Origin of the sequence: Streptomyces marokkonensis (genome assembly GCF_039539045.1) — a bacterium.
GTDB lineage: Bacteria > Actinomycetota > Actinomycetes > Streptomycetales > Streptomycetaceae > Streptomyces > Streptomyces marokkonensis.
This window is the reverse complement of sequence record NZ_BAABCQ010000038.1, coordinates 1-25,630: the sequence shown is the minus strand read 5'-3', so window position 1 is coordinate 25,630 and position 25,630 is coordinate 1. Positions and strand designations below refer to the sequence as shown.

General features: G+C 71.8%; 23 protein-coding genes. 7 read left to right on the top strand and 16 right to left on the bottom strand.

From position 1 onward, the window contains the following. Positions 1–78 precede the first annotated feature (78 nt). Positions 79–2,526 carry a malto-oligosyltrehalose synthase gene (treY, locus tag ABEA26_RS12450; protein WP_345591932.1) on the bottom strand — a complete coding sequence of 816 codons (2,448 nt, stop codon included), beginning with the start codon at positions 2,524–2,526 and terminating at the stop codon, positions 79–81. Between the two features lie 94 nt (positions 2,527–2,620). Then, positions 2,621–4,762, bottom strand: a complete 2,142-nt coding sequence (glgX, locus tag ABEA26_RS12445; protein WP_345591930.1) for a glycogen debranching protein GlgX — start codon at positions 4,760–4,762, stop codon at positions 2,621–2,623. Positions 4,763–5,128: 366 nt separating this feature from the next. On the opposite strand from glgX, the gene ABEA26_RS12440 reads away from it, so the two are divergent. Together ABEA26_RS12440 and ABEA26_RS12435 are read left to right on the top strand one after the other, a co-directional pair. Continuing rightward, positions 5,129–6,376, top strand: coding sequence for an SAV2148 family HEPN domain-containing protein (locus ABEA26_RS12440; RefSeq protein WP_345591928.1), 1,248 nt, complete (start codon positions 5,129–5,131; stop codon positions 6,374–6,376). A 186-nt stretch (positions 6,377–6,562) separates the two neighbouring features. Continuing rightward, positions 6,563–7,285, top strand: coding sequence for a 3'-5' exonuclease (locus ABEA26_RS12435; RefSeq protein ID WP_345591926.1), 723 nt, complete (start codon positions 6,563–6,565; stop codon positions 7,283–7,285). A gap of 160 nt (positions 7,286–7,445) precedes the next feature. Here the strand turns inward: ABEA26_RS12435 and ABEA26_RS12430 are convergent, their stop codons facing one another. Next, on the bottom strand, positions 7,446–8,309 hold the full coding sequence (locus tag ABEA26_RS12430) for a phosphotransferase enzyme family protein (protein ID WP_345591924.1): 864 nt from the start codon (positions 8,307–8,309) through the stop codon (positions 7,446–7,448). Positions 8,310–8,470: 161 nt separating this feature from the next. Between ABEA26_RS12430 and ABEA26_RS12425 the strand changes: the two genes are divergently transcribed. From ABEA26_RS12425 to ABEA26_RS12405, 5 genes are all read left to right on the top strand, one after another. Continuing rightward, complete coding sequence (locus ABEA26_RS12425) at positions 8,471–9,442, top strand: carbohydrate ABC transporter permease (protein ID WP_345591922.1); 972 nt, start codon at positions 8,471–8,473, stop codon at positions 9,440–9,442. Further along, positions 9,439–10,272, top strand: coding sequence for a carbohydrate ABC transporter permease (locus ABEA26_RS12420; protein ID WP_345591921.1), 834 nt, complete (start codon positions 9,439–9,441; stop codon positions 10,270–10,272). Before ABEA26_RS12425 ends, ABEA26_RS12420 begins: the two co-directional genes overlap by 4 nt. Continuing rightward, the gene (locus ABEA26_RS12415) at positions 10,272–11,561 is read left to right on the top strand and encodes an ABC transporter substrate-binding protein (RefSeq protein ID WP_345591919.1); all 1,290 of its coding nucleotides are present in this window, start codon (positions 10,272–10,274) and stop codon (positions 11,559–11,561) included. The genes ABEA26_RS12420 and ABEA26_RS12415 overlap by 1 nt, the downstream gene beginning before the upstream one ends. Positions 11,562–11,620: 59 nt before the next feature. Beyond that, positions 11,621–12,823 carry a glycosyltransferase gene (locus ABEA26_RS12410; RefSeq protein ID WP_425587826.1) on the top strand — a complete coding sequence of 401 codons (1,203 nt, stop codon included), beginning with the start codon at positions 11,621–11,623 and terminating at the stop codon, positions 12,821–12,823. Positions 12,824–13,144: 321 nt separating this feature from the next. Further along, a complete protein-coding gene (locus ABEA26_RS12405; RefSeq protein WP_345591918.1) occupies positions 13,145–13,693 on the top strand; it encodes a DUF1697 domain-containing protein in 549 nt (182 codons plus the stop codon). 26 nt (positions 13,694–13,719) lie between these two features. Here ABEA26_RS12405 and ABEA26_RS12400 read toward each other — a convergent pair whose 3' ends face one another. The 13 genes from ABEA26_RS12400 to ABEA26_RS12345 form a co-directional block, all read right to left on the bottom strand. Continuing rightward, positions 13,720–14,457 (bottom strand): sirohydrochlorin chelatase, encoded by a 738-nt coding sequence (locus tag ABEA26_RS12400; protein WP_345591917.1) that lies wholly within the window; start codon positions 14,455–14,457, stop codon positions 13,720–13,722. An 8-nt stretch (positions 14,458–14,465) separates the two neighbouring features. Further along, positions 14,466–15,404 carry an ABC transporter permease gene (locus ABEA26_RS12395; RefSeq protein WP_345591916.1) on the bottom strand — a complete coding sequence of 313 codons (939 nt, stop codon included), beginning with the start codon at positions 15,402–15,404 and terminating at the stop codon, positions 14,466–14,468. Further along, positions 15,391–16,185 carry an ABC transporter ATP-binding protein gene (locus ABEA26_RS12390; protein ID WP_345591914.1) on the bottom strand — a complete coding sequence of 265 codons (795 nt, stop codon included), beginning with the start codon at positions 16,183–16,185 and terminating at the stop codon, positions 15,391–15,393. Before ABEA26_RS12390 ends, ABEA26_RS12395 begins: the two co-directional genes overlap by 14 nt. A 36-nt stretch (positions 16,186–16,221) precedes the next feature. Beyond that, positions 16,222–17,325: an aliphatic sulfonate ABC transporter substrate-binding protein gene (locus ABEA26_RS12385; RefSeq protein ID WP_345591912.1), complete on the bottom strand. Its 1,104-nt coding sequence runs from the start codon at positions 17,323–17,325 to the stop codon at positions 16,222–16,224. Between the two features lie 239 nt (positions 17,326–17,564). After that, positions 17,565–18,917, bottom strand: a complete 1,353-nt coding sequence (locus ABEA26_RS12380; RefSeq protein WP_345591910.1) for a sulfate adenylyltransferase subunit 1 — start codon at positions 18,915–18,917, stop codon at positions 17,565–17,567. Between the two features lie 2 nt (positions 18,918–18,919). Next, on the bottom strand, positions 18,920–19,858 hold the full coding sequence (gene cysD / locus ABEA26_RS12375) for a sulfate adenylyltransferase subunit CysD (RefSeq protein ID WP_345591909.1): 939 nt from the start codon (positions 19,856–19,858) through the stop codon (positions 18,920–18,922). Continuing rightward, positions 19,855–20,463, bottom strand: coding sequence for an adenylyl-sulfate kinase (cysC, locus tag ABEA26_RS12370; protein WP_345591908.1), 609 nt, complete (start codon positions 20,461–20,463; stop codon positions 19,855–19,857). Before cysC ends, cysD begins: the two co-directional genes overlap by 4 nt. Before the next feature lies 1 nt (position 20,464). Continuing rightward, positions 20,465–21,175 carry a phosphoadenylyl-sulfate reductase gene (locus ABEA26_RS12365; RefSeq protein WP_345591907.1) on the bottom strand — a complete coding sequence of 237 codons (711 nt, stop codon included), beginning with the start codon at positions 21,173–21,175 and terminating at the stop codon, positions 20,465–20,467. Further along, on the bottom strand, positions 21,172–21,351 hold the full coding sequence (locus tag ABEA26_RS12360) for a hypothetical protein (protein WP_345591906.1): 180 nt from the start codon (positions 21,349–21,351) through the stop codon (positions 21,172–21,174). Before ABEA26_RS12360 ends, ABEA26_RS12365 begins: the two co-directional genes overlap by 4 nt. Further along, on the bottom strand, positions 21,348–23,045 hold the full coding sequence (sirA, locus tag ABEA26_RS12355; RefSeq protein ID WP_345591905.1) for a sulfite reductase SirA: 1,698 nt from the start codon (positions 23,043–23,045) through the stop codon (positions 21,348–21,350). Before sirA ends, ABEA26_RS12360 begins: the two co-directional genes overlap by 4 nt. Positions 23,046–23,183: 138 nt before the next feature. After that, positions 23,184–23,267 (bottom strand): putative leader peptide, encoded by an 84-nt coding sequence (locus tag ABEA26_RS36320; protein ID WP_351391960.1) that lies wholly within the window; start codon positions 23,265–23,267, stop codon positions 23,184–23,186. A gap of 136 nt (positions 23,268–23,403) precedes the next feature. Beyond that, positions 23,404–23,976 carry a GNAT family N-acetyltransferase gene (locus ABEA26_RS12350; RefSeq protein ID WP_345591904.1) on the bottom strand — a complete coding sequence of 191 codons (573 nt, stop codon included), beginning with the start codon at positions 23,974–23,976 and terminating at the stop codon, positions 23,404–23,406. Positions 23,977–24,187: 211 nt separating this feature from the next. Further along, positions 24,188–25,495, bottom strand: a complete 1,308-nt coding sequence (locus ABEA26_RS12345) for a hypothetical protein (RefSeq protein ID WP_345591903.1) — start codon at positions 25,493–25,495, stop codon at positions 24,188–24,190. Positions 25,496–25,630 lie beyond the last annotated feature (135 nt).

Below are 25,630 nucleotides of genomic sequence, written 5' to 3'. Positions count from 1 at the left end.
ACCGGTGAGCGGCGACACGTGTCCGGCCTCCGAGCCGAGTGCGGTATCGGCCACCGGTCGGGCTCCGTCGGCCACCGGTCAGCCCTCATCGGCCACCGGTCGGGCTCCGTCGGCCACCGGTCGGCCCCCGCCGCCCTCCGCCGCCCGCACCCGCTCCAGCAACGCCACCGGCACGCCCTCGAACAGTTCCGCCACGGGCGCGTGCCCGGTGAACTCCCGACCGGGCGTCAGCGCGTCCGCCCACCGGCCCGGCGGCAGCGGCAGTGCGGTCCCGCGCCAGCCGCCCGCCTCCGCCAGCCGCAGCGACAGCCGGGTCACGGCCGTCAGGACCTCCCCCGAGCGGACGAACGCCACGCAGTGCGCGGCCGCCGGTCCCTCGGCGCGCAGCGGCTCGTACGTCGCCGCGTCGCCGAAGACGTCCGGCCGCCGCGCGCGCAGGGCCAGCGCCGCCCGGGTCACCGCGCCCTTCTCCCCGTCGCGGGACCCTCCGATCCCCCCACTCTCCCCGAAACTCACCGGCCGGCGGTTGTCCGGGTCCACCAGGGCCAGATACTCGTCCTCCGTGCCCTGGTAGAGGTCCGGGACCCCCGGCATCGTCAGGTGCGTCAGGGCCGTGCCGAGGACATTGGCCCGGATGTGCGGCTCCAGGGCGTCGCGGAAGGCGGCCACCCGCTCGCCCGGCGCGCCGCACGGCCCCGCCGCCACGAACCGGACCACCGCCTCCTCGTACGGCGGCTCCGGCTCCGTCCAGCTGGTGTACATCCCCGACTCCCGCACATGCTTCAGCAGCGCCTCCCGCACTCGCCCACCGTCCGCCGGCCCCAGCCCGAACACCGTCTGCCAGGCTGCCCACGCCAGCTGCGCGTCCGGCACGCCGTCACCCGTGCGGGTGACCTCCGTCAGCACGTCCGCCCAGCGCTCCGGGCACTCGGTGAGCACCGCCAGCGCGGCGCGTACGTCGGCGCTGCGCTTGGTGTCGTGGGTGGAGACGACCGTGCCGGTCGCGGGCCAGTCGCGCTGCACGCGCGCGCAGTACGCGTGGAAGTCCTCCGGCGACAGGGCGGGACTTGCCGGGTTCCCGCCCACCTCGGTCGCCGACAGCAGCGGCACGTAGCGGTAGAACGCCGTGTCCTCCACCGACTTCGCGCGCAGCGCCGACGCCGTCTGCGCGAACCGCGTGCGGAACTCCACGTGGCCGGGCCCGTCCCCGTACCGGCCCAGCACCAGACCCCGTACGACGTCCACCGCGCCGGCCTCCTGAGGCACCGCGAACGCGAGCCGCGCCTCGGCCGCCGCCTCCTCGGTGACGATCGACGCCGCGTCCACCGACGCGTACGGCCGGTACACCTTCAGCCGGACCAGCAGCTCCCGCAGCGCCGTGCGCAGCGCCCACGGCGCCCGGTCGCGCAGCGCGGGCTCCGGTGAGGCGACGCACAGGCGGTGCGCCACCCGGGTCAGCCGGTCCGTCTCGGTGGCCAGCTCGTGCGTGAGCACCTTGTACGCCGCCCGCCGCACCGTCGCCGCCCAGTCCCCGCCCCGGTCCGTCTGCGGGGCGGCGAACCTGCGGTACTGGCCGAGCAACTCCCCGTACCCGGCCGGGTCCGTGAAGAGCCCGTCGATGTGCCGCAGGGCGTCGTAGCCGGTCGTGCCCGCGACGGGCCAGGCGGCCGGCAGCCGCTCCCCGTCCGCGAGGATCTTCTCCACCACCGTCCACCGGCCGCCAGTGGCCTCGTGCAGGCGCCGCAGGTAGGTGTCGGGGTCGGCGAGGCCGTCGGGGTGGTCGACGCGCAGCCCGTCGACCACCCCCTCGTGCAGCAGCCGCAGCACCGTGGCGTGCGTGGCCTCGAAGACCACCGGGTCCTCCACGCGCACGCCGATCAGCTCGGAGATGCTGAAGAAGCGCCGGTAGTTCAGCTCCGTGCGCGCGAGCCGCCACCACACCGGGCGGTACCACTGCGCGTCCAGAAGCCGCGGCAGCGGCAGGTCCGCGGTGCCGCTCCGCAGGGGGAAGGCGTGGTCGTGGTAGCGCAGTACGTCGCCGTCGACCCTCAGCTCGTCCAGTACCTCGCCGACCGGGGCGCCGAGCACCGGCAGCAGCACCTGGCCCCCCTGCGCCTCCCAGTCGATGTCGAACCACCGCGCGTAGGGCGACTTCGGTCCCTCGCGCAGCACCTCCCACAGGGCGCGGTTGTGGCGGGGGGACATCGCCATGTGGTTCGGCACGATGTCCAGCACCAGGCCGAGACCGTGCTCCCGCGCGGTGCGCGCCAGTGCCCGCAGTCCCTCCTCGCCACCCAGTTCCCCGCGCACGCGCGCGTGGTCCACGACGTCGTAGCCGTGCTGCGAGCCGGGGACCGCCTCCAGGACGGGGGACAGGTGCAGATGCGACACACCGAGCGAGGCCAGGGACGGCACCGCCGCCGCGGCGGCCCCGAAGGGGAACGAGGGCTGCAGCTGCAGCCGGTAGGTGGCCGAGGGGGCCGGGGAGGTCGAGGGCAGCACCGGGTCGGGTCGCTCAGGTGTCATGGAGACCTACGTACCCGCCCCGCCGCCTTTCGTGTCATCGCGCCCCCTGCACGGACGCAGGGGCGTGTCTTTCGCGGGACACGCCCCTGCGTCCCTAGACCGGCCGCTGCAACACCGTCAGGCTCCGGTCCAGCAGGATCAGCCGGTCCCCGGCCTGCACCTTCGCGGCCGGGACCGGGGGCACTCCCTCCGACAGGGCGGTGTCGACGACCACCTCCCACTGCCGGCCGTGGTCGACCGGCACCACGAAGTCCAGCGGCTTCGGCGAGGCGTTGAACATCAGCAGGAACGAGTCGTCGGCGATGCGCTCCCCGCGCGCGCCGGGCTCCGAGATCGCGTTGCCGTTCAAGAACACCGTGAGCGCCGACGCCCGCGCCGAGTTCCAGTCCCGCTGGGCCATCTCCGCTCCCTCGGGGGTGAACCAGGCGATGTCCGACAGCTCGTCGTGGGTGCCTTCCACGGGGCGTCCGTGGAAGAAGCGGCGTCTGCGGAAGACCGGGTGGTCCTTGCGCAGCCAGACCATCGCACGGGTGAACTCCAGCAGCCCGGTGCCGGAGCCGTCGCCGTCGCCGTCACCGTCGCCGTCTCCGTCCGGCCACGCCACCCACGCCAGCTCGTTGTCCTGGCAGTAGGCGTTGTTGTTGCCCCGCTGGGTGCGGGCGAACTCGTCACCGTGACTGATCATCGGCACGCCCTGGGAGAGCAGCAGGGTGGCGATGAGGTTCCGCATCTGCCGCGCCCGCAGCTCCAGCACCGCCGGGTCGTCGGTGTCGCCCTCGACGCCGCAGTTCCAGGACCGGTTGTGGCTCTCGCCGTCCCGGTTGTCCTCGCCGTTGGCGTGGTTGTGCTTGTCGTTGTACGCCACCATGTCGTGCAGGGTGAAGCCGTCGTGGCAGGTCACGAAGTTGATCGAGGCCAGCGGGCGGCGGCCGTCGTCCTGGTAGAGGTCGGAGGACCCGGTCAGCCGGGACGCGAACTCCGCCAGCGTGCGCTGCTCACCGCGCCACAGGTCCCGCACCGTGTCCCGGTACTTGCCGTTCCACTCGGTCCACAGAGGGGGGAAGTTGCCCACCTGGTAGCCGCCCTCGCCGACGTCCCACGGCTCGGCGATCAGCTTGACCTGCGAGACCACGGGGTCCTGCTGCACCAGGTCGAAGAACGACGACAGCCGGTCCACCTCGTGGAACTGCCGGGCCAGGGTGGCGGCGAGGTCGAAGCGGAAGCCGTCGACGTGCATCTCGGTGACCCAGTACCGCAGCGAGTCCATGATCATCTGGAGGACGTGCGGGGACCGCATGAGCAGGGAGTTCCCGGTGCCCGTGGTGTCCGTGTAGTAGCGGGGGTCGTCGGCCAGCCGGTAGTAGGAGGGGTTGTCGAGGCCCTTGAAGGACAGCGTCGGACCCAGGTGGTTGCCCTCGGCGGTGTGGTTGTAGACGACATCGAGGATGACCTCGATCCCTGCCTCGTGCAGCGCCTTCACCGCCGACTTGAACTCCAGCACCTGCTGACCGCGGTCGCCCCAGGAGGCGTAGGCGTTGTGCGGGGCGAAGAAGCCGATCGTGTTGTAGCCCCAGTAGTTGTTCAGGCCCATGTCCACCAGGCGGTGGTCGTTGACGAACTGGTGTACCGGCATCAGCTCCAGCGCGGTCACCCCCAGCTCGGTGAGGTGCTCGATCAGCGCCGGGTGGGCGAGGGCCGCGTAGGTGCCGCGCAGCTCCTCGGGGAGCCCGGGGTGCCGCATGCTCAGGCCCTTCACGTGGGCCTCGTAGATCACCGTGTGGTGGTACTCCGTCCGGGGGCGCCGGTCGTCGCCCCAGTCGAAGTACGGGTTGACCACGACCGACGTCATCGAGTGCGGTGCCGAGTCCAGGTCGTTGCGCCGGCCGGGGTCGCCGAAGTGGTAGCCGTACACCTCCTCGCCCCACTGGACCGAGCCACTGATCGCACGCGCGTACGGGTCGAGGAGCAGCTTGGCGCTGTTGCAGCGCAGCCCGCGCTCCGGAGCGTACGGGCCGTGCGCGCGGTAGCCGTACCGCTGCCCCGGCATCACGCCCGGCACGTACGCGTGCCGTACGAACGCGTCGCTCTCCCGTAACTCGATCGCGGTCTCCGAGCCGTCGTCGTGCAGCAGACACAGCTCTACTCGGTCGGCGGCCTCCGTGAAGACCGCGAAGTTGGTGCCGGCGCCGTCGTACGTGGCACCGAGTGGATACGCCTCTCCAGGCCATACCTGCATGGACACGACTCTTTCAGGTGTACGGCGCCGGTGCGGACGCCTTGGGTCCGAGTCCCCCGGAAGTCTCCCCGAAAGTGAGGCGACCACCTGGCACGTACGTCCTCCTACCCGCCCCTCGGCGTTCTCCTCGGCAAGTGCCCCGGTGGGGGCGCGAGGAAGTCTTCCCCGTACCGGGCGGCGTCACCGCTATGAATCCGCTCACTCCCCTGTGTCCGGCGGACCGGAACGGTCCCGGGGATCACGGTCGTTGGGAAAACCGGCCGGTCCATCGGGCTGCACCGCGGACCGCTCGCGGAGTACCCTTCCTTGATCGTTGAGACGGGGTCTGACCGGTAGTGCTCCGGGGGAGCGGAAGGCGGTGCGCGGGTGGGCTCGGGAGGGCTGGAGCTGCCTCCTGGTGACGAAGGTCACCAGGAGAACTCCACGGACGTCCCGCCCGGTGCGGTGTCCCTGGCGCGGCCGATGAGCGCGGGCGCGATCGGTCCGGAGCTGGACTGGGACACCGACGCCTGGCACGAGGTGCGCACCCGTGCGCAGCGGGCCGGCCGGGCCTACATCTGGCTCAACCTCGTCGAACAGCGGCTGCGCGCGGTCGTGGCCGCCGTCCTCAGGCCGGTCTACGAACCCGTGCACGGCGACGAGTGGGTGGTCGCCGCCGCGGGACCCGCCGGCCAGGAGTGGGTGCAGCGGGCCGTCGCCGTCCGCGAGGTCAGCCGCCGCAAGGGCTACCTGCTCGACCCGGCCGACGACAACGTCCTCAGCTTCCTCACCCTGCCGCAGCTGCGCGAGCTGATGGTCCAGCACTGGCCCTGCTTCGAGCCGTACCTGGACGAGCGCCGCGACGTGGAACTCGCCCTGGACGAGCTGGAGGTCACCCGCAACGTCGTCTCCCGCAACCGGGCGTTGTCCGAGGCGGTGCTGAACCAGGCCGAGCGCGCCTCGGCGCGGCTGCTGGAGGTCCTCGGCGCGGGCGGCGACGTGCCGGCCACGCGGCGGCTGCCGGTCGACGCCGTGGAGGACCTGGTAGGCGACCGCTACGCCGACGTGGTCGCCGTGCACTCGGACCGGGTGCGGCTGCTGCGCCAGTTTCCGGCGGAGGACATCTTCGGCAGCGCGCGACGGCTGGACGCCCTCGGTATCGGCCTCAACCTGCTCGTGCAGAACTTCTCCGGCCGCCGCCTGCTCCGGCTGGCCGAGTCGGGCGGCCGGGTGCGGCTGCTCTTCCTGAACCCGGCCTCCAGCGCGATCAAGCGCCGGGAGCGTGAACTCGGCATCAAGCGGGGCGAGCTGAGCCGCGCCGTGGAGATGAACATCCTGCACATGCGCCGGGTGCGCTCGAGGCTGCGGGACCCGGGCGCGTTCGAGATCCAGGTCTTCGACGAGACACCGCGCTTCACGGCCTACCTCGTCGACGGGGACGGCGTCGACGGCATCGCGGTCGTGCAGTCCTATCTGCGCCGGACGCGGGGGATGGAGGCGCCGGTGCTCGTCCTGCGGAACGGGCGGAACGGCGGCAAGGTGGTGAAGTCGGACCAGGTCGACGAAGGCGGACTTTTCCCCACCTATCGCGAGGAGTTCGAGCTGATGTGGGCGGATTCGCGTCCGGTGTCGTGAGCGTCGGCGCCGGGTCCGGAGCCGGACCGGGCGGGGGCCGGGCGGGGGGCCGGGTGTTGGGCGGGGTGCGGGGCCGGGGGTGGGGCCGGCCCCGGGCGTAAGCGGAATGCGATCCTCTGGTTGTCAGTGGCCCATGGGAAGGTGGAGACCACTGGGGGAACGCACCACCAAGAAGGGGGACCGCCCATGGGCTGGCACCGGGAGCTGCTGATCGGCTTCGACCTGGAGACGACGGGCACCGATCCGTGTGAGGCACGCATCGTCACGGGGGCCGTGATCGAGGTCGTGGGCGGGGAACCGCGAGGACGCCGGGAGTGGCTGGCCGACCCCGGGGTGGAGATCCCGGCGGACGCGGTGGCGGTGCACGGCATCACCAACGAGCGGGCGGCCGGCGAGGGGCGGCCCGCCGACCAGGTCGCGGACGCCATCGCCGGTGTGCTCGCCGCCCACTGGAAGACGGGCGTCCCGGTCGTCGCCTACAATGCGGCCTTCGACCTCACTCTCCTCTCCGCCGAACTGCGACGCTACGGACTGCCGTCCCTGCGCGACCGCCTCGGCGGCCTGGACCCGGCCCCGGTCATCGACCCGTACACCATCGACCGTTCGGTCGACCGCTATCGCCGCGGCAAACGCAATCTGGAAGCCGTCTGCCGGGAATACGGCGTCCCGCTCGACGCCGCCCACGACGCCACGGCCGACGCCCTCGCCGCGGCCCGGCTGGCCTGCGCGATAGCCGGCCGCCACCCCAAGGTCGCGTCCCTCGGCCCGGCGGACCTGCACCACCGCCAGATCGAGTGGTACGCCGAGTGGGCGGCGGACTTCCAGAGCTTCCTGCGCCGCAAGGGCGACACCACGGCCGTCATCGACGGGAGATGGCCGGTGCGCGAACCGGCCGACGAGCGGGTCTGACCCGGTACCGGAAGGCTCGGTATCGGAAGGCTCGGTATCGGACGAGCCCGGTATCGGACGAGCCCGGTATCGGGAGTGGCCAGTACCGGAAACCCCTGGTATCGGAAACCCCGGTCCGCAAGCCCCCGTCAGGGACCGCGGGCCGGAAGGCGGCGCGCGGTCAGAACGGATACCACCGCACTGTCGGGTCCCCGTCCCGCAGCGACGCCACCCTGCGCTCGAACTCGGCCAGTGCCTTCGGGTTGCTGGGCGCGTGCTGGGCCACCCAGGCACAGCTGGCCGTCTCCCGGGCGCCGCGCAGCACCGCGCAGCCGTTCCACTCCCGTACGTCCCAGCCGTAGGTCGCGGTGAAGGCGTCGTGTGCCTCGGCGGGCAGCCCGTAGCGGTCCCGGCTGAGCGCCATCACCACCAGGTCGTGCTCCCGCAGGTCGGCGGAGAAGGTCTCCAGGTCGACCAGGACCGGCCCGTCGGGTCCCACGTGCACGTTGCGCGGCAGCGCGTCGCCGTGGATCGGGCCCGGCGGAAGATGGGGGACGAGCGCGGCGGCGGCCGTCGCGAAGCCGTCCCGCCGCTCGCGCAGGTACGCGGCGTCCGCGGGGTCGATCACGTCGCCCGCGAGTCGCAGCCAGCGTTCCACACCGCCCAGCAGTTCGCGGGGCGGCAGCTCGAAGGAGGGGGAGGGCAGCGCGTGGACCAGCCGGAGCAGCGCGGCCACGTCCCGCGGCTCGGCGGGCCGCACCGGGTCGGGCAGCCGCTGCCACACGGTCACCGGGTGCCCGTCGACGAACAGCGCAGTCGGGTCGGCCGCCCGCACCGCCGGCACCCCGGCCTCCTCCAGCCACACCGCGACGGCCAGTTCCCGGCGTGCGCGGCCGAGGAGCTCGGCGTCGCGGCCCACCTTGACGGCCAGGCCACCGGCGGCGAACACCGCGTTCTCGCCGAGGGCGAGCAGCCGCGCCTCCCGTGCCCGGCCGGGCAGCACCCCCGCCGCGGCCAGCACCTCCCGCGCCCGTGCCTCGTCCATCGTTGTGTGCCTCCGTGTCCGTCATGTCCGGCGGATTCCCGCCAACCGTCGGCCAGTGTCGCATTCGCACAGGTGGGAGCGTGTGCGAGGTGTCTTGACGGGGCACGGCGCCTTCACGACCATGGCCAGGCCCGCTCGAGCCGTGCAAAGGGGCTGATTGCGTGACATTGGTGACCGAGCCGAGCAGACCGGCGCGTCGCGCGCCCGGCCGGGACCGGCAGCGGCGCGGCCCCGACCACGGCGCCTGGTTCCTGGTGCTGCCCGCGCTGATCCCCATCCTGGTCCTCAGCGTCGGGCCGCTGCTCTACGGCGTCCTGCTGGCGTTCACCGACGCCCAGTCGGGTCGGACGCAGCCCACCCAGTGGGTCGGCACCCTGAACTTCCAGGACCTGATGCGGGACACGCTGTTCTGGGAGTCGTTCCGCATCGGGCTGCTGTGGGCCGTCGGGGTGACGGTGCCGCAGTTCCTGCTCGCGCTCGGCCTCGCCCTGCTGCTCAACCAGAACCTGCGGATGCGCTGGCCGGCCCGCGCCCTGGCGATCGTTCCCTGGGCGATGCCCGAGGTCGTCGTCGGCATCATGTGGCGGCTGGTCTACAACCCGGACGCGGGCATCCTCAACGAGACCCTGCGCGACCTCGGTCTCGGCGACGGCCGGGACTGGCTCAGCGGCCTCGCCACCGCGCTGCCCGCGGTCATCGTCGTCGGAATCTGGGCCGGCATGCCCCAGACCACGGTCGCCCTGCTCGCCGGACTCCAGAACACCCCGCGCGAGCTGCACGAGGCCGCCGCCGTCGACGGTGCCGGAGCCTGGCGCCGCTTCCGCACGGTCACCTGGCCCGCCCTGAGACCCGTCGCGCTCGCCATCACCGCGCTCAACCTGATCTGGAACTTCAACTCCTTCGCCCTGGTCTACGTGCTGACCAACGGCGGACCGGGTGGCAGGACCCGGCTGCCCATGCTCTTCGCCTACGAGGAGGCCTTCCGCTACGGGCAGTTCGGCTACGCCGCGGCGATGGGATGCGTCATGGTCGCCGTGATCTCGGTCCTGCTGGCCGTCTTCCTCGCCGGCCGGCTCAAAGGCGGACTCAGGAGCCAACCCAAGGGTCGGCCCGCGGGAGGTGACGAGGCATGAGGACCTCGACAGGGGCCCGCGTGGGCCAGTACGCCGCGCTGCTCGCGTATCTCGTCTTCCTGGCCTTCCCGTTCCTCTGGCTCGTCTCCACCGCGTTCAAGCCACCGCAGGAGCTGGCAAGCCTCCACCCCACCTGGATCCCACAAAACCCCACCCTCGACAACTTCCGGCAGGCCTTCGACGAACAGCCGCTGCTGCGAGCCGCCCTCCACTCGCTGCTCGCCGCGCTCGGCGCCGCGGTGGTCGCCGTCGTGATCGCGACGCCGATGGCATACGTCATGGCCCGGCGCCGCGGCCGGCTCACCAAGGCGGCCACCGGGTGGGTCGTGGTCAGCCAGGCCTTTCCCTTCGTCCTGCTGATCATCCCGCTCTTCCTGGTCCTGAAGAACCTCCGACTGATCAACTCCGTACCGGGGCTGGTCATGGTGTACGTCGTGTGGTCGCTGCCGTTCGCGCTCTGGATGCTCGCCGGGTACGTCCGGGCGGTGCCGGCCGAGCTGGAGGAGGCGGCGGCGGTCGACGGCGCCGGGCGGCTGCGGACGCTGGTGTCGGTCACCGCGCCGCTGCTCGCGCCGGGGATCGTGGCGACGGCCCTGTTCGCCTTCATCACCGCGTGGAACGAGTTCTTCTTCGCGCTGGTGCTGCTGAAGACACCGGAGAAGCAGACCCTGCCGGTGATCCTCACCCACTTCATCGGCGCCGAGGGCGTCGCGGACCTCGGCCCGCTCGCGGCGGCCGCCTTCCTCGCGACGCTGCCCTCGCTGGTGGTCTTCGCCCTCATCCAGCGCCGGATCACGGGCGGCATGCTCGCCGGGGCGGTGAAGGGCTGATGCGGGCACGCACGAGGATCATCACCCTGCTCGCCTCCCTCGCCCTGCTGCTCGCCGGCTGCTCGGGCGGCGGCGACGGGGCGGACGACGGCCGGATCACCCTGCGCTTCCAGTCCCTGGCCTGGCAGGAGGAGTCCGTGGCGGCCACCAGGGAACTGGTGCGGGAGTGGAACACCACCCACCCGGACGTGCGCGTCGAGTACGTCCAGGGCAGCTGGGACAGCGTCCACGACCAGCTCCTCACCTCCTTCGAGGGCGGCGAGGCGCCCGACATCATCCACGACGCCTCCGACGACCTCGCGGACTTCGCCCACGGCGGCTACCTCGCCGACCTGACCGACCTGCTGCCGGGACGGCTGAGGTCGGACATCCCGCAGCGCAGTTGGGAGACGGTCACCTTCGGCGACGGCGTCTACGGCGTTCCGTTCCTCCAGGAGCCACGGGTGCTGATCGCCAACGCCGACCTGCTGCGGACGTCGGGCGTCCGGATCCCCACGCCCGAACACCCCTGGAGCTGGCCCGAGTTCCGGCAGGTGACGAAGCGGCTCAGCGGCGACGGGAGATACGGAGTGGCCTGGCCGCTCAAGGAGCCCGTGTCCGCCACGCTCAACCTGTCGCTGTCCACCGGCGGGAAGCTGTTCCACCGGGGAGCGGACGGGAAGGTCACCGTCCGGTTCGAGGCGGGCGACCAGGTGGTGCCCCGCACCATCCACGGCCAGGTCAACACGGACCACAGTGCCTCCTCCACCACCCTCGGCAGCGGCGGCTCCGACACCCTGCCCGGCTTCTTCGCGGGCAAGTACGCGATGGTGCCGCTCGGCTTCTCCTACCGCCAGCAGATCCAGCAGCAGGCACCCGAGGGCTTCGACTGGCAGGTGTTGCCCGCCCCGGCCGGCGCCGAAGGGCTCACCCAGGGCGTCAGCCCGCAGACCCTCTCGATCGCCGAGGACAGCCCGCACAAGATGCAGGCCGCCGCGTTCGTCGACTTCCTCCTCCAGCCGGACAACATGGTGCGCCTGGCCCTCGGCGACTGGATGCTGCCCACCGGTACCGAGGCGCTGAAGGACCCGGCCCTGCACACCGCCGAGCACGGCTGGGCCACGGGCATCGCCCTCGCCGGGCAGCTGCGTACGGCGCCCGCGCAGTCCGTGAGGGGCTATCCCGAATGGAAGGACAAGGTGGCCACCCCCGCGCTCCAGGAGTACTACAGCGGAGCGATCGACCTGGAGGAGCTGCGCAGCCGCCTGGAGAAGGACGGAAACCTCGTCCTCGCCCGCTATCAGCGCTGACGCCGAACCTGCGGGAAAAGGTGTTGTACGAGACGTCTCGTCTCGGCTACATTCTCCGCATGACCAGTCCCGCTCACATCGCCATGTTCTCCATCGCCGCGCACGGGCACGTGAATCCCAGTCTGGAGGTGATCCGCGAGCTCGTCGCGCGAGGGCACCGGGTGACGTACGCGATCCCGCCGCTCTTCGCGGAGAAGGTCGCCGAGACGGGCGCCGAACCCAAGCTGTGGAACAGCACGCTCCCCGGCCCCGACGCCGACCCGGAGGCCTGGGGGACCACACTGCTGGACAACGTCGAGCCGTTCTTCCACGACGCCGTCCAGGCGCTCCCGCAGCTCATCGAGGCGTACCGGGGCGACGAGCCGGATCTCGTCCTGCACGACATCACCTCCTACCCGGCCCGCGTTCTCGGCCACCGCTGGAACGTGCCGGTGGTCTCCCTCTCGCCGAACCTGGTGGCCTGGGAGGGGTACGACAAGGAGATCGGCGAGCCGATGTGGGAGGAGCCGCTGAAGACCGAACGCGGCCAGGCCTACTACGCCCGTTTCCGTGCCTGGCTGGAGGAGAACGGGATCACCGTGCACCCCGACGTGTTCACCAGCTACCCCGACCGCTCCCTGGTGTTGATCCCCAAGGCCCTCCAGCCGAACGCCGACCGGGTCGACGAGAAGACGTACACCTTCGTCGGCGCCTGCCAGGGCGACCGCTCCGCCGAGGGGGAGTGGCAGCGTCCCCACGGCGCCGAGAAGGTCGTCCTGGTCTCCCTCGGGTCGTCCTTCACCAAGCAGCCGGCCTTCTACCGGGAGTGCGTCGAGGCCTTCGGTGGGCTGCCCGGCTGGCACGTGGTGCTCCAGGTCGGCAAGCACGTCGACGCCGCCGAGCTGGGCGACCTACCGGACAACGTCGAAGTCCGGTCCTGGGTGCCTCAGTTGGCGATCCTCAAGGAGGCCGACCTGTTCGTCACCCACGCGGGTGCGGGCGGCAGCCAGGAAGGGCTGGCCACCGCCACACCGATGATCGCCGTGCCGCAGGCCGTGGACCAGTTCGGCAACGCGGACATGCTCCAGGGGCTCGGCGTCGCACGCCACCTGCCGACCGAGGAGGCCACCGCCGAGGCGCTGCGCACCGCCGCCCTCGCCCTGGTCGACGACCCGGAGGTGGCCCGGCGCCTGGCGGAGCTCCAGGCCCGGATGGCCAAGGAGGGCGGCACCCGACGGGCCGCCGACCTGATCGAGGCGGAACTGGCCGCGGCACGGGCCTGACCGCCACAGGGGAGAGAGCACCGAAGCAGAAGACGCGGCAGAAGAAGGGCCCGTCGGTCGCTGGGAGGACTCCCGGGAACCGAGGGGCCCTTCGGCTCTCAGCCTTACGGGCCGTGGGTGAGGTCCGGCAGCAGTACGCGGCGGTGATCGACGCGCCCCCGCGCGACCCTTCCGCAGACTTGTTGAATAAGTCACAGGCGTGCGCAGTGGTTGAACCTTGGACACCGCATCGGCGAGAGTGGCGCGCACGTCCGCCCGGTGCGTGGACGCGGCCGTCGTGCCCACCCCCACGGGGCACGACGGCCGCACTATGGTGTGCGCATGACGACGACGTACGCGGCGCTGCTGCGCGGGATCAACGTGGGTGGCACGAAGAAGCTCCCGATGGCCGGACTGCGCGCGCTCCTGACGGACCTCGGCCATGACGCCGTACGCACCCACCTCCAGAGCGGGCAGGCCGTGTTCGCGTCCGGCCACGGGGACGAGAAGTCCCTGGCCGCCGAGTTGGCGGAGGCGATCGAGGAACGCTTCGGCTTCGCGGTGGACGTGATCGTGCGCGACCACGCCTATCTCAAGGCGGTCGCCGAGGCGTGCCCGTTCCCGGCCGCCGACCTGGAGGCCAAGCAGCTGCACGTCACCTACTTCTCCGCGCCGGTCGCCGCCGAGCGCTTCGAGACGGTCGACCGGCCGGCCTTCCTCCCCGAGGAGTTCCGCCTCGGCGACCGGGCCCTGTACCTGTACGCGCCGAACGGCCTCGGCCGCTCGAAGCTCGCCGAGGCCCTGGCGCGACCCCGCGTGAACAAGGGCCTGATCGCCACCACCCGCAACTGGAACACCGTCGTCAAGCTCGTGGAGCTGACCGGGGCCTGAGCGGCCCCTGCCGAGGAACCCGGGGTTCAGGCCCCGACCGCCGTCAGCGCCGGCATCCGTGCCTCGTCGTACCGGTCCAGCACCACCCGCGCCACCTCCGGCGAGGGACCGAGGACGTCCGCCAGTACGTCGGCCTCGGCAGCGCCCCGCGCGATGCGGTCCGGCAGGAAGCCCGGGGCCAGGACGTACGGTGCCACGGCGACGCGGGCGCAGCCCGACTCCCGCAGCTCCCGCACCGCGTCCTCGGTGCGCGGAAGGGATGCGGAGGCGAACGCGGGCCGCACGGCGCACCAACCGGTGTGCCGCCACTCCCGCGCGATTTCTGCGATCACCGCGATCGCCTCCGGGTCGGTGGACCCCGCCGAGGCCAGCACGACCCCGGTCGAGGACTTGTCGGCGGGCGTCAGACCCGCCTCGTACAGGCGCCGCTCCAGCGCGGAGCGCAGCAGTGGGGACGGGCCGAGCACCTCGGCCTGCCGGATTCGCAGCCGCGGGGGCGCGTCCGCGAGGACCGCCGGGATGTCCGCCTTGGCGTGGAAGGCGCGGGTCAGCAGCAGCGGCAGCGCCACGACGTCCCGCACTCCCTCCGTCTCCAGGGACTCCAGTACCCCCTGCACCGAGGGGACGTTGAAGTCCAGGAAGCCGGTCTCCACCCGTACCTCCGGGCGCAGAGACCTGACCCGGCGCACCAGGGCGTGCACGGTCGCGGCGTGTCGCGGGTCGCGGCTGCCGTGGGCAATGACGAGGAGAACCGGCGCGGACATGATGGCTGTCAGCTCCTCACCAGCAGACCGCGGCTGCGCAGCACCCACCGCTCCAGCGGGCTGAAGATCAGCAGGTCGATCGCGATGCCGACGAACAGGATCAGCAGGATGGCCTCGAACACCATCGCCATGTCGCTGGCGTTGCGGCCGTTCTCCAGCAACTGGCCGAGGCCCACGCCGAGGTCGGGGAAGGACGCGATGATCTCGGCGGCCATCAGCGAGCGCCAGGAGAACGCCCAGCCCTGCTTCAGGCCCGCCACATAGCCGGGCAGCGCGGCGGGCAGCACGATGTGCCAGGTGCCCTTCAGCCCCGTCGCGCCCAGCGTGCGGCCCGCGCGGAGGAAGATCGGGGACACCTGGTCGACGCCGGAGACCAGGCCGTTCGCGATGGACGGCACCGCGCCCAGCAGGATGACGGCGTACATCATCGAGTTGTTCAGGCCCAGCCAGATCACGGCCGGCGGCACCCAGGCCACCGACGGCAGCGACTGGAGGCCGGACAGGATCGGGCCGATCGCCGCGCGTACGAACTTCACCCGCGCCACCAGCAGTCCCAGCGGGGTGCCGATCAGCAGGGCGAAGCAGAAGCCGAGCAGGCCGCGCGAGACGCTGGTCCAGATGTAGCCGAGCAGTTCGCCCTGAAGCCAGGCCTGGTGGACCACGTCCCACACGTCGGACGGGGCGGGCAGCTTGGTCGGGTCGTCGACGATCTCGAAGGAGACGAGTCCCTGCCACACCGCGATCACCAGGAGAACGGCGACGGTGGGCGGCAGGATCTTCTCCACGAAGGTCTGCCGGAAGGGTGTGCGGCCCTGCTGCACCGTCTCCAGCGCGTCCAGGCCCGCCTCCAGACCGGCGAGATCGCCGCCGTCCCCGGGGCCTTTGCCGCCGGGGACGCCGTCCTTGGCGCCGCCTCCCTGGGAGCGCTTCGTGTCAGTGCTGGCCATGGCGGCGGATCTCCCCACGCAGTTCTTCGGTGATCTCGACGGAGAGCTCCGCCACGGCGGTGTCCTCGATGCGGCGCGGATGCGGGATGCCGACCGTCCACTCGCGGGCCACGCGCCCGGGACGGGAGGACAGCAGCACCACCCGCTCGGCGAGCCGCACGGCCTCGCGGACGTTGTGCGTGACGAACAGGACGGAGAGCCGCGTCTCGCGCCAGATCCGGGTCAGTTCGTCGTGCAGCACGTCCCGCGTGATGGCGTCCAGCGCCGCGAACGGCTCGTCCATCAGCAGCAGCCGGCTCTCCTGGGCGAGCGCCCGGGCCATCGCGACCCGCTGGCGCATACCGCCCGACAGCTCGTGCACCCGCTTGCCGTACGCGCCCTTCAGCCGGACGAGTTCGAGCAGTTCCTCCGCCTTGTCGCGGCGCTCGGACTTGGGCACCCCCCGCAGCTTCAGGGCGAGTTCGATGTTCTTGCCCGCGGTCAGCCACGGGAACAGGGCGTGCTCCTGGAACATCAGGGCCGGCCGCCCGTCCGTGCTGATCGCGCCGGCGCTCGGCTTGTCCAGCCCCGCCACCAGGTTCAGCAGCGTGGACTTCCCGCAGCCGGAGGCCCCCAGGAGGGTGACGAACTCGCCGGGCGCGACATCGAGGGTGATGTCGTCCAGCACGAGCTGCCGCCCGGCGGGGCCCGGAAACGACTTGGAGACGTGCTCGATCCGGGCGGCGTGCGTGACCGCCGCGGTGCCCTCGTCGGCCTTGGCGAGGGTGGTGGTCGTGGCCATGGTCGTCACCTCCTGGGGAATGGTCGGGATCCGGGCCTACTGGACGCCGAGACCGGCGTCGTCGACCGCGGGTTCGCCCTTGGCCTCGAGGACCTTGTTGAGCAGCGTGAGGTCGTAGATGCCCTCGAGGCCGGGCTCCTCCAGCAGGCCGGCCGTGACGGCGTGCTCCGCCTGGGCGCCGAGGGTGGCGGCCAGCGGGTCGTCGGTCAGCCGGATCGACTTCCACGCCGGGTCCAGGACGTCGGCCGGCAGCGCCTTGCCGGTGTCCCTCTCCAACTGCTTGTTCGCCGCGGCCTTGGCCTCGTCGGGATGGGCCCCGATCCACTCGTTGGTGTCCACGGAGGCCCTCAACACCGCCTCCACGGCTTTCGGGTGCTCCTCGAGGAACTCCTGCCGCACGATGATGTTCGTGATCACGAACTCCTCGTCCGGCCACAGCGCCGACTCGTCCAGCAGTACCTCGCCGCCCTGGGCGACCAGCCGGGACGCGGTGGGCTCCGGCACCCACGCCCCGTCGACGGAGCCGGACTTGAAGGCGTTCGGGGTCACCTTGTTGTCACTGCGGACGACCGTCACGTCGCCCCTGCCGCTCTGCGCGTCGACCTTCCAGCCCTGCTCGGCGATCCAGTTGAGGAACGCGACGTCCTGTGTGTTGCCCAGCTGCGGGGTCGCGATGCGCTTGCCCTTGACGTCCTTCAGGGTCTTGATCTTGTCGGGGTTCACCACCAGCCTCACACCGCCGGAGGCCGAACCGCCGATGATCCGCAGGTTCTTGCCGTCCGACTTCGCGTAGCCGTTGATCGCCGGGGACGGGCCGATCCAGCCGATGTCGATCGAGCCGGAGTTCAGCGCCTCGATCTCGGACGGCCCCGCGTTGAACACCGCGTACTTCGCCTCGGTGGCGCCCAGCTCCTTCTGGAAGAAGCCCTTCTGGTTGCCGACCAGGGGAGTCGCGTGGGTGACGTTGCCGAAGTAGCCGATCCGGACGGAGTCGAGACCGTCGGTCTTCTCGGCGCCCGCCGCGACTTTCACGGTGTCGTCGTCCTTGGCCTGCGAGCCGTACCCGCAGCCGGCGAGGGCCAGCAGCGGGAGGGCGGCAAGGACCGCGAGGGTGCGGCACGGGGCGGTGGTGGCAGGCACGGGAGGTGGTCCTCTCGTTGGCCCGGCGGTCACGCCTGTCGGTTGGTCCGAGGTGTCAGGTCGTGGCCGGGAGATCGGCGGGTTCGCGTCTACGGCGGTGCGGGGTGAGGGCGCGCGAGCGGTGCGCGTACGTCAGCACGCACATCGCGCGACCCCGCCCTGCCCGCTGCCAAGAGCACCGCTGCCGACGCGGCCGCCCTCCTTCGCGAACGTGGAGTAGAAGTCGGGGGAGCCCATGCTCAGAAGTCCCACCCGTCGTCGGCTTCGTCCTTGACCGGCTCCGGCGTGGCGAAGGACTCGCCGGCCATGCCGGCCGTGAGCGTGGTGCCGTCGCTCGGGTCGATCAGGATGAACGAACCGGTGCGCCGTGAGTCGGCGTAGGAGTCGGCGGGCAGCGGCTCCGCCGTGCGGATCTTCACCCGGCCGATGTCGTTGGCGGCGAGCTGCCCGGGGTGCGGGTGCAGGGACAGGTCGTCCAGCGTGAGCCGGGCCGGGATGTCCTTGACGATCGCCTTGACCGTGCGGGTGCCGTGCTTGAGCAGCACCCGGTGGCCGACGGTGAGCGGCGCGTCGGCGACGTGGCACACGGTGGCCTCGACGTCCTGGGTGGTGGCCGGCGCGTCCTCGCGGGGCACGATCAGGTCGCCGCGCGAGACGTCGATGTCGTCCTGGAGCAGCAGCGTCACCGACTGCGGCGTCCAGGCGACGTCGACCGGCTCGCCGAGCAGGTCGATGCCGGACACCTTCGAGGTGCGGCCCGAGGGCAGCACGGTGACCTCGTCGCCGACCCGGAAGGTGCCGGCGGCGATCTGGCCCGCGTAGCCGCGGTAGTCGGGGTGCTCGGCGGTCCGCGGGCGGATCACGTACTGCACGGGCAGCCGGGCGTGGCAGTGCGCCAGGTCGTGGCTGACCGGGACGGTCTCCAGGTGCTCCAGCACGGTCGGGCCGCCGTACCAGTCCATGACCGCGGAAGGCTCCACCACGTTGTCGCCGGCGAGCGCCGAGATCGGGATCGCGGTGACCTCCGGGACGCCCAGCTCGGTCGCGTACGCCGTGAACTCCTCGGCGATGGCGGCGAACACGGGCTCCTTGTAGTCGACCAGATCCATCTTGTTCACGGCGAGGACGACGTGCGGCACCCGCAGCAGGGCGGCGATCGCGGCGTGCCGGCGGGTCTGCTCGACCACGCCGTTGCGGGCGTCGACGAGGATCACCGTCAGCTCGGCCGTGGAAGCGCCGGTGACCATGTTCCGGGTGTACTGCACGTGCCCGGGCGTGTCGGCCAGGATGAACCGGCGGCGCGGGGTGGCGAAGTAGCGGTAGGCCACGTCGATGGTGATGCCCTGCTCGCGCTCGGCCCGCAGGCCGTCGGTGAGCAGCGCGAGGTCCGGGGCCTCCTGGCCGCGGCTCGCGGAGGCCCGCTCGACGGCCTCCAGCTGGTCGACGAGGACCGACTTGGAGTCGTGCAGCAGACGGCCGACCAGGGTGGACTTGCCGTCGTCGACGGACCCGGCGGTGGCGAACCGCAGCAGGGTGGTCTCCGAAAGCTGCCAGGTCGCCGGCGGCTCGGTGGGTTCGGTGGTGCTGGTCATCTCTAGAAGTACCCCTCGCGCTTGCGGTCTTCCATCGCGGCCTCGGACATCTTGTCGTCGGCACGCGTGGCGCCGCGCTCGGTGAGCCGGGAGACGGCGATCTCGGCGATCACCTTCTCGATGCTGTCGGCGTCCGAGTCGACGGCTCCGGTGCAGGACATGTCGCCGACGGTGCGGTAGCGCACCCGCCGCTCGACCACGGTCTCGTCGTCCTTCGGACCGCCCCACTCGCCGGCCGTCAGCCACATGCCGCTGCGCCCGAAGACCTCGCGCTCGTGGGCGTAGTAGATGGCCGGCAGCTCGATGCCCTCGCGGGCGATGTACTGCCACACGTCGAGCTCGGTCCAGTTGGACAGCGGGAAGACCCGGACGTGCTCGCCGGGGGCGTGCCGGCCGTTGTACAGGTTCCACAGCTCGGGGCGCTGGCGGCGAGGGTCCCACTGGGAGAACTCGTCCCGCAGCGAGAACACCCGCTCCTTCGCCCGGGCCTTCTCCTCGTCGCGGCGCCCGCCGCCGAAGACGGCGTCGAACTTCTCCGCCTGGATCTTCTCGGTCAGCGGCAGCGTCTGCAGCGGGTTGCGGGTGCCGTCGGGGCGCTCCTTGAGCACCCCCCGGTCGATGTAGTCCTGCACGGAGGCGACGTGCAGCCGCAGCCCGTGCTTCTCCACCGTGCGGTCGCGGTAGTCGAGGACCTCGGGGAAGTTGTGCCCGGTGTCCACGTGCAGCAGGGAGAACGGCACCGCCGCGGGGGCGAACGCCTTCAGCGCCAAGTGCAGCATGAGGATCGAGTCCTTGCCGCCGGAGAAGAGGATCACCGGCCGCTCGAACTCGCCCGCCACCTCGCGGAAGATGTGCACGGCCTCGGACTCGAGGGCGTCGAGGTGGGAGAGGGCGTACGGGCCGGCCGAACCCTTCTCCACTGTGGCCACGGTCGTCGTCATGCCAGTCCCCTTTCGGTGAGCAGGGCGTGGACCGCCGCGGCGGACTCCTGGGCGGTCTGGTCCTGCGACTCGATGCGCAGGTCGGGCTTGACGGGCTCCTCGTACGGGTCGTCGACGCCGGTGAGCCCCGTCAGCTCACCTGCGGCCTGCTTGGCGTACAGGCCCTTCACGTCGCGCACCGAACACACCTCGACCGGGGTGGCCACGTGCACCTCCACGTAGGCCGTGCCGTTCGCCTCGTGGCGCCCGCGGACCGCGTCCCGGCTGTCCGCGTACGGCGCGATCACCGGGACCAGCGCCGTGACGCCGTTGCGGGCGAGCAGTTCGGCGACGAAGCCGATGCGCTGCACGTTGGTGTGCCGGTCCGCGCGGCCGAAGCCGAGGCCCGCCGAGAGGAACTCGCGGATCTCGTCGCCGTCCAGGACCTCGACGCGGTGGCCCTCCTCGCGGAGCCGGTCGGCCAGTTCGTGGGCGATGGTGGTCTTGCCGGCACTCGGCAGACCCGTGAGCCAGACGGTGGCTCCGCTCCTCACGTGGTTCTCCTGAATCTCGGTCGTCCCGGTCCCGGCGGTCCCGGTCCCGGTCGTCCCGGTGGTCGTCGTCATGTCAGCCGTGCAGTCCGCATTCGGTCTTGGAGCGGCCCGCCCAGCGCCCGGCGCGTGAGTCCTCGCCCTCCAGCACGCGGCGGGTGCAGGGCGCGCAGCCCACGGAGGCATAGCCGTCCATCAGCAGCGGGTTGGTGAGGACACCGTGCTCGGCGACGTACGTTTGCACATCTTCCTGTGACCACCGTGCGATCGGGGAGACCTTCACCTTCCCCCGCTTCTCGTCCCAGCCGACCACCGGAGTGTTCGCCCTGGTCGCGGACTCGTCGCGGCGCAGACCGGTCGCCCAGGCCTGGTAGCCCTCCAGGCCCTCCTCCAGCGGGCGCACCTTGCGCAGCGCGCAGCACAGGTCGGGGTCGCGGTCGTGCAGCTTCGGGCCGTACTCGGCGTCCTGCTCGGCGACCGTCCGGCGCGGGGTGAGCGTGATGACGTTGACGTCCATCACGGCCTCCACCGCGTCCCGGGTGCCGATGGTCTCCGGGAAGTGGTAGCCGGTGTCGAGGAACACCACGTCCACGCCGGGCAGGGCGCGGGAGGCGAGGTGGGCGACGACCGCGTCCTCCATCGAGGAGGTCACGCAGAAGCGGCTGCCGAACGTCTCGGCGGCCCACCGGAGGATGTCCAACGCGGAGGCGTCCTCCAGCTCGCGGCCCGCCCGCTCGGCGAGCGCCTTGAGGTCCTCGGTCGTACGTTCTTCTTGAACCACCGTCATATCGATTCCGCTCCCGTGGAGTTGGGCTGAACGCCTCGGGCGAGCAGCCCGAGGAACCTCAGCTGGAATGCGCGGTTGCACGCCCCGCATTCCCAGGCGCCGTGACCTTCCTCGTGGGGACGGAGGTCCTCGTCGCCGCAGTAGGGGCAGTAGAAGGGCGCGGCGCGCTCGCTCACGACAGGGCCTCCTCGGAGGCGCGGGTCGCCCAGGTGGCGAAGCGCTCGCCGTCCTCGCGCTCGGCCTGGTAGCGGGTCAGGACGCGCTCCACGTAGTCCGGCAGTTCCTCCGCCGTGACCTTCAGGCCGCGCACCTTGCGGCCGAAGCTCGCCTCCAGGCCGAGTGCGCCGCCCAGGTGCACCTGATAGCCCTCGACCTGCTCGCCCCGGTCGTTCAGCATCAGCTGGCCCTTGAGACCGATGTCCGCGGTCTGGATACGGGCGCAGGCGTTCGGGCAGCCGTTGAGGTTGATGGTGAGGGGCTCGTCGAACTCCGGGAGCCGGCGCTCCAGCTCGTCGATCAGCGAGGCGCCGCGTGCCTTGGTCTCGACGATGGCGAGCTTGCAGAACTCGATGCCGGTGCAGGCCATGGTGCCGCGCCGGAAGGTGGAGGGCCGGGCGGTGAGGTCCAGTGCCTCCAGGGACTCCACCAGGGACTCGACCCGCCCCTCCTCGACGTCGAGGACGATCATCTTCTGCTCGACCGTGGTGCGCACGCGGCCCGAGCCGTGCGCCTCCGCCAGGTCGGCGACCTTCGTCAGGATCGTGCCGTCGACGCGGCCGACGCGCGGGGCGAAGCCGACGTAGTAGCGGCCGTCCCGCTGCCGGTGCACGCCGATGTGGTCGCGCCAGCGGCTGGTCGGCTCGGCGGGCGCCGGGCCGTCGGTCAGCTTCCGCTTCAGGTACTCGTCCTCCAGCACCTGGCGGAACTTCTCCGTGCCCCAGTCGGCGACCAGGAACTTCAGGCGGGCGCGGTTGCGCAGTCGCCGGTAGCCGTAGTCGCGGAAGATCGACAGGACGCCCTCGTAGACGTCGGGGACGTCGTCGATCGGCACCCAGGCGCCGAGGCGCACGCCCAGCTTCGGGTTGGTGGACAGGCCGCCGCCGACCCACAGGTCGAAGCCCGGCCCGTGGTCGGGGTGTTCGACGCCGACGAAGGCCACGTCGTTGATCTCGTGCACCACGTCCAGCACCGGTGACCCGGAGATCGCGGTCTTGAACTTCCGGGGGAGGTTCGAGTACGCCGGGTTGTTCAGGACCCGGCGCTTCATCTCCTCCAGGGCCGGCGTGCCGTCGATGATCTCGTCCTCGGCGATGCCCGCGACCGGGGAGGCGATCATGACGCGGGGCGTGTCGCCGCAGGCGGTGACCGTGGACAGGCCGACGGCCTCCAGTCGCTCCCAGATCTCGGGAACGTCCTCGATGCGGATCCAGTGGTACTGGACGTTCTGCCGGTCGGTGATGTCGGCCGTACCGCGCGCGAACTCCTGGGAGATCTCGCCGATGACGCGCAGCTGTGCGGTGGTCAGCGCGCCGCCGTCGACGCGTACCCGCAACATGAAGTAGCTGTCGTCCAGCTCCTCCGGCTCCAGGACGGCCGTCTTTCCGCCGTCGATGCCCTGCTTGCGCTGGGTGTACAGCCCCCACCAGCGCATTCGTCCACGCAGGTCGCTGGGGTCGATCGAGTCGAAACCCCGCTTGGAGTAGATCGTCTCAATACGTGTCCGCACATTGAGACCGTCGTCGTCCTTCTTGACTTGCTCGTTGCCGTTGAGCGGGGTGAAGTGACCGACCGCCCACTGGCCCTCGCCGCGGTGACGGCTCACCTTGCGGCGGGGGGTCGCGGCAGCAGGTTTCGGCGGCGTGGCGGCCATGGTTGACACGTCCTTCAAGGCAGACGGAAAGCGACTCTGACCTGCACGCATGGCGCATGGCACACGTGTGGTGTCCCAGCGCGTCATTGCGTGGGAGTCAGGTGAATGGGGGAAATCCGATGGTGCTGGAGAAGGCTCTCAGCGGACCGGACAGATGGCGCTGGACATGCGGCCGAGGTCGACGTGCCGCCGACTCACCAAGGCAATTCCAGTTCCAGGCATGGCGGAAGCCTGGCACGGCGATCTGGACGCAGTCCAGCTTTGTCCAAAACGCGGACACCCCTGTCTCGCAGAGCAAGACAGAGGTGTTGTGGGTCACAGTGCGGCCCTCCGGTGGAGGGGGCGGTCGGCCGGTCGGTCAGGCGGGGAACGCTCCGGGCCAGGGCCCCGGTGTGGCCACCTCCGCCTCCTCCTCGACCTTGGTGTCGAACAGGCGGAAGCCGCGGCGCTGGTAGTTGTCCATCGCGTACGGGCCGTCCTTGCTGCAGGTGTGCAGCCACACCCGCTTGGTCGTGGCCAGCCCGGGCCACCGGTCCGCCAGGTCCCAGGCGCGGGCGGCGCCGTACGAGAGCAGGTGGCCGCCGATGCGCCGGCCCCGGAAGGCCGGGATGAGGCCGAAGTACTCGATCTCCACGACCCCGTCGTCCCCGGACGTCAGTTCCACGTATCCGGCGGGAGTGCCGTGGTCGTGGGCGACCCAGGTCTCCACGCCGGCCCGCTCCAGGTGTTCCCGCCAGCGCGCGTGGCTCCAGCCGAGCCGGTCCGTCCAGCGGATGTCGCCGCCCACCGAGGCGTACAGGAAGCGGCTGAACTCGGGGGAGGGCACCTCGGCGCGGACGATCCGGACGTCCCCCTCCGGTGCGGCGGCCGGCAGCAGATCGGTCGGCGCCGTCTGCTCCAGGGACCAGGTGGTCACGGCGATGTGGGTCATGACGGTCAGGGAATCATCCGGTCCGCGGGTCTGTCGATCCCCGCCCCCGCGCGGCCCGCGCGGGGACGGGGCACGCGGCCGGTGCGGGGGCGGGGCACGCGGCCGGTGCGGCCCGGGAATCTCGACGTACCCCGTGTGGCCCCGGAGGTCTCAACGCACCTCGCGTGGCCCGGGGGGCCTCGACGTAGCCCGTACCGGGGGCCGGTGGCCGTCAGTCGAGCGCGTCCTCGATCGAGGCCAGCGGCAGCGCGAACAGCATGCGGCCCGACTGCGACCAGACCTCACCGGTCTGTGCCCAGTAGGACAGGGAGCCCGCCTGCCCGCTCCAGCACCGCTGGGAGCGGTCCGCCCCGCACTCCGTGGCCCGGGCGCCCTCCGTGTCCTGGCGCCACAGGGTCCCGCGCCCGTCGTGTCCGCCGGCCGCGCGTCCCAGATACCAGTCGGTCCGTTCCGCGCCGGCCGGACGGTGCGACAGCACGCCCCCGACCTCCGCCGCCCCGGTCTCGTACGCCTCCACCGCGTCGACGTGCCCGGTGGAGTCGACGGCAGGCAGCCCGGTGCGGTCCGGCTCCGTGCCGAACGCGTAGCGCCACAGTCGGGTGGGACGGTCGCCGTCCGCGGGCACCCGCTCGCTCGCCACCAGGCTGTCGGGGGCCGTGCCGCGGTCCAGGGAGATCGCGACCGGGCGTGCGGCGTCCTGTGCCCCGGAGAGCCGGTACGAGGCGACGGCGGGCAGCACGTACGGGTGACCGTCCGCCGCCCAGCCCCCGGGCACCCGCCCGACGGCGTCCACGTCGGTGGTGGCGCGCTGGATCCGGTCCACGTCGTACACGTACAGCGCGTCACGGTCCCCGGCACCGGTGGTGACCAGCAGTTTGTCCTGGTACCAGACCATGCCGGAGACCGGGGAGGCGAGCCCCCGGTAGTTGTGGCCGCCGTCGACCGGGACGGCGAGGAGCGCGGAGGTGTAGCCGAGGTGGTCGGGATCGTCGGCGTCGACGAAGGAGACCCGGGCGAGGCCGCTCTCGGGCGTGCCGTCGTCGCGGGACCAGGCGGAGAGGATGACGCGGTGGGGGCCCCAGCGGCCGTCCTCGTCGGCGTCCCCCGAGGTGGTGACCGCGCCGGGACGCCAGCCTTCGGTGTCGTCGTCCTCCCAGCAGTAGGCGCGGGTGGCGGCGGGGGAGACCGGCAGCGCTTCCCGGTCCCCGGTCGCGCAGTCGGCGGAGTCGCGCAGCGTGTGGTCGGCGGAGTCGAGGACGGTGTCGACGCCCACCGGTTCGCCCATCGCGGCGGAGAGCCGGTCGAGCCAGGGCGACGGCACGCGGTGCTCCGTCAGCCGCAGCGCGTCGGTCGCGGCGGCGGAGGTGAGAGGTTCGAGGGCGCCGGGGTCGTCGGCGACCGTGGCCTGCGAGGCGCTGATCAGTGTGGCGGCACCCGTCAGTGCGAGGGCCGCCCCGGTCAGGGCCGCGCGAAGCGCCCTGCCCCGCCTGCGTCGGCGGTGTCTGCCGCGCTGCTTCATACAACCTCCACGAGCGCCGGACCAACTGGGCTCGACGGTGGCCACGTTGACCGAGGAGCGGATGGGGCGGTCCGTGGAGGATGCTACGACACACGGATGGGTCCGCGGACGCGGACGGTGCAAATATGCGAAAAC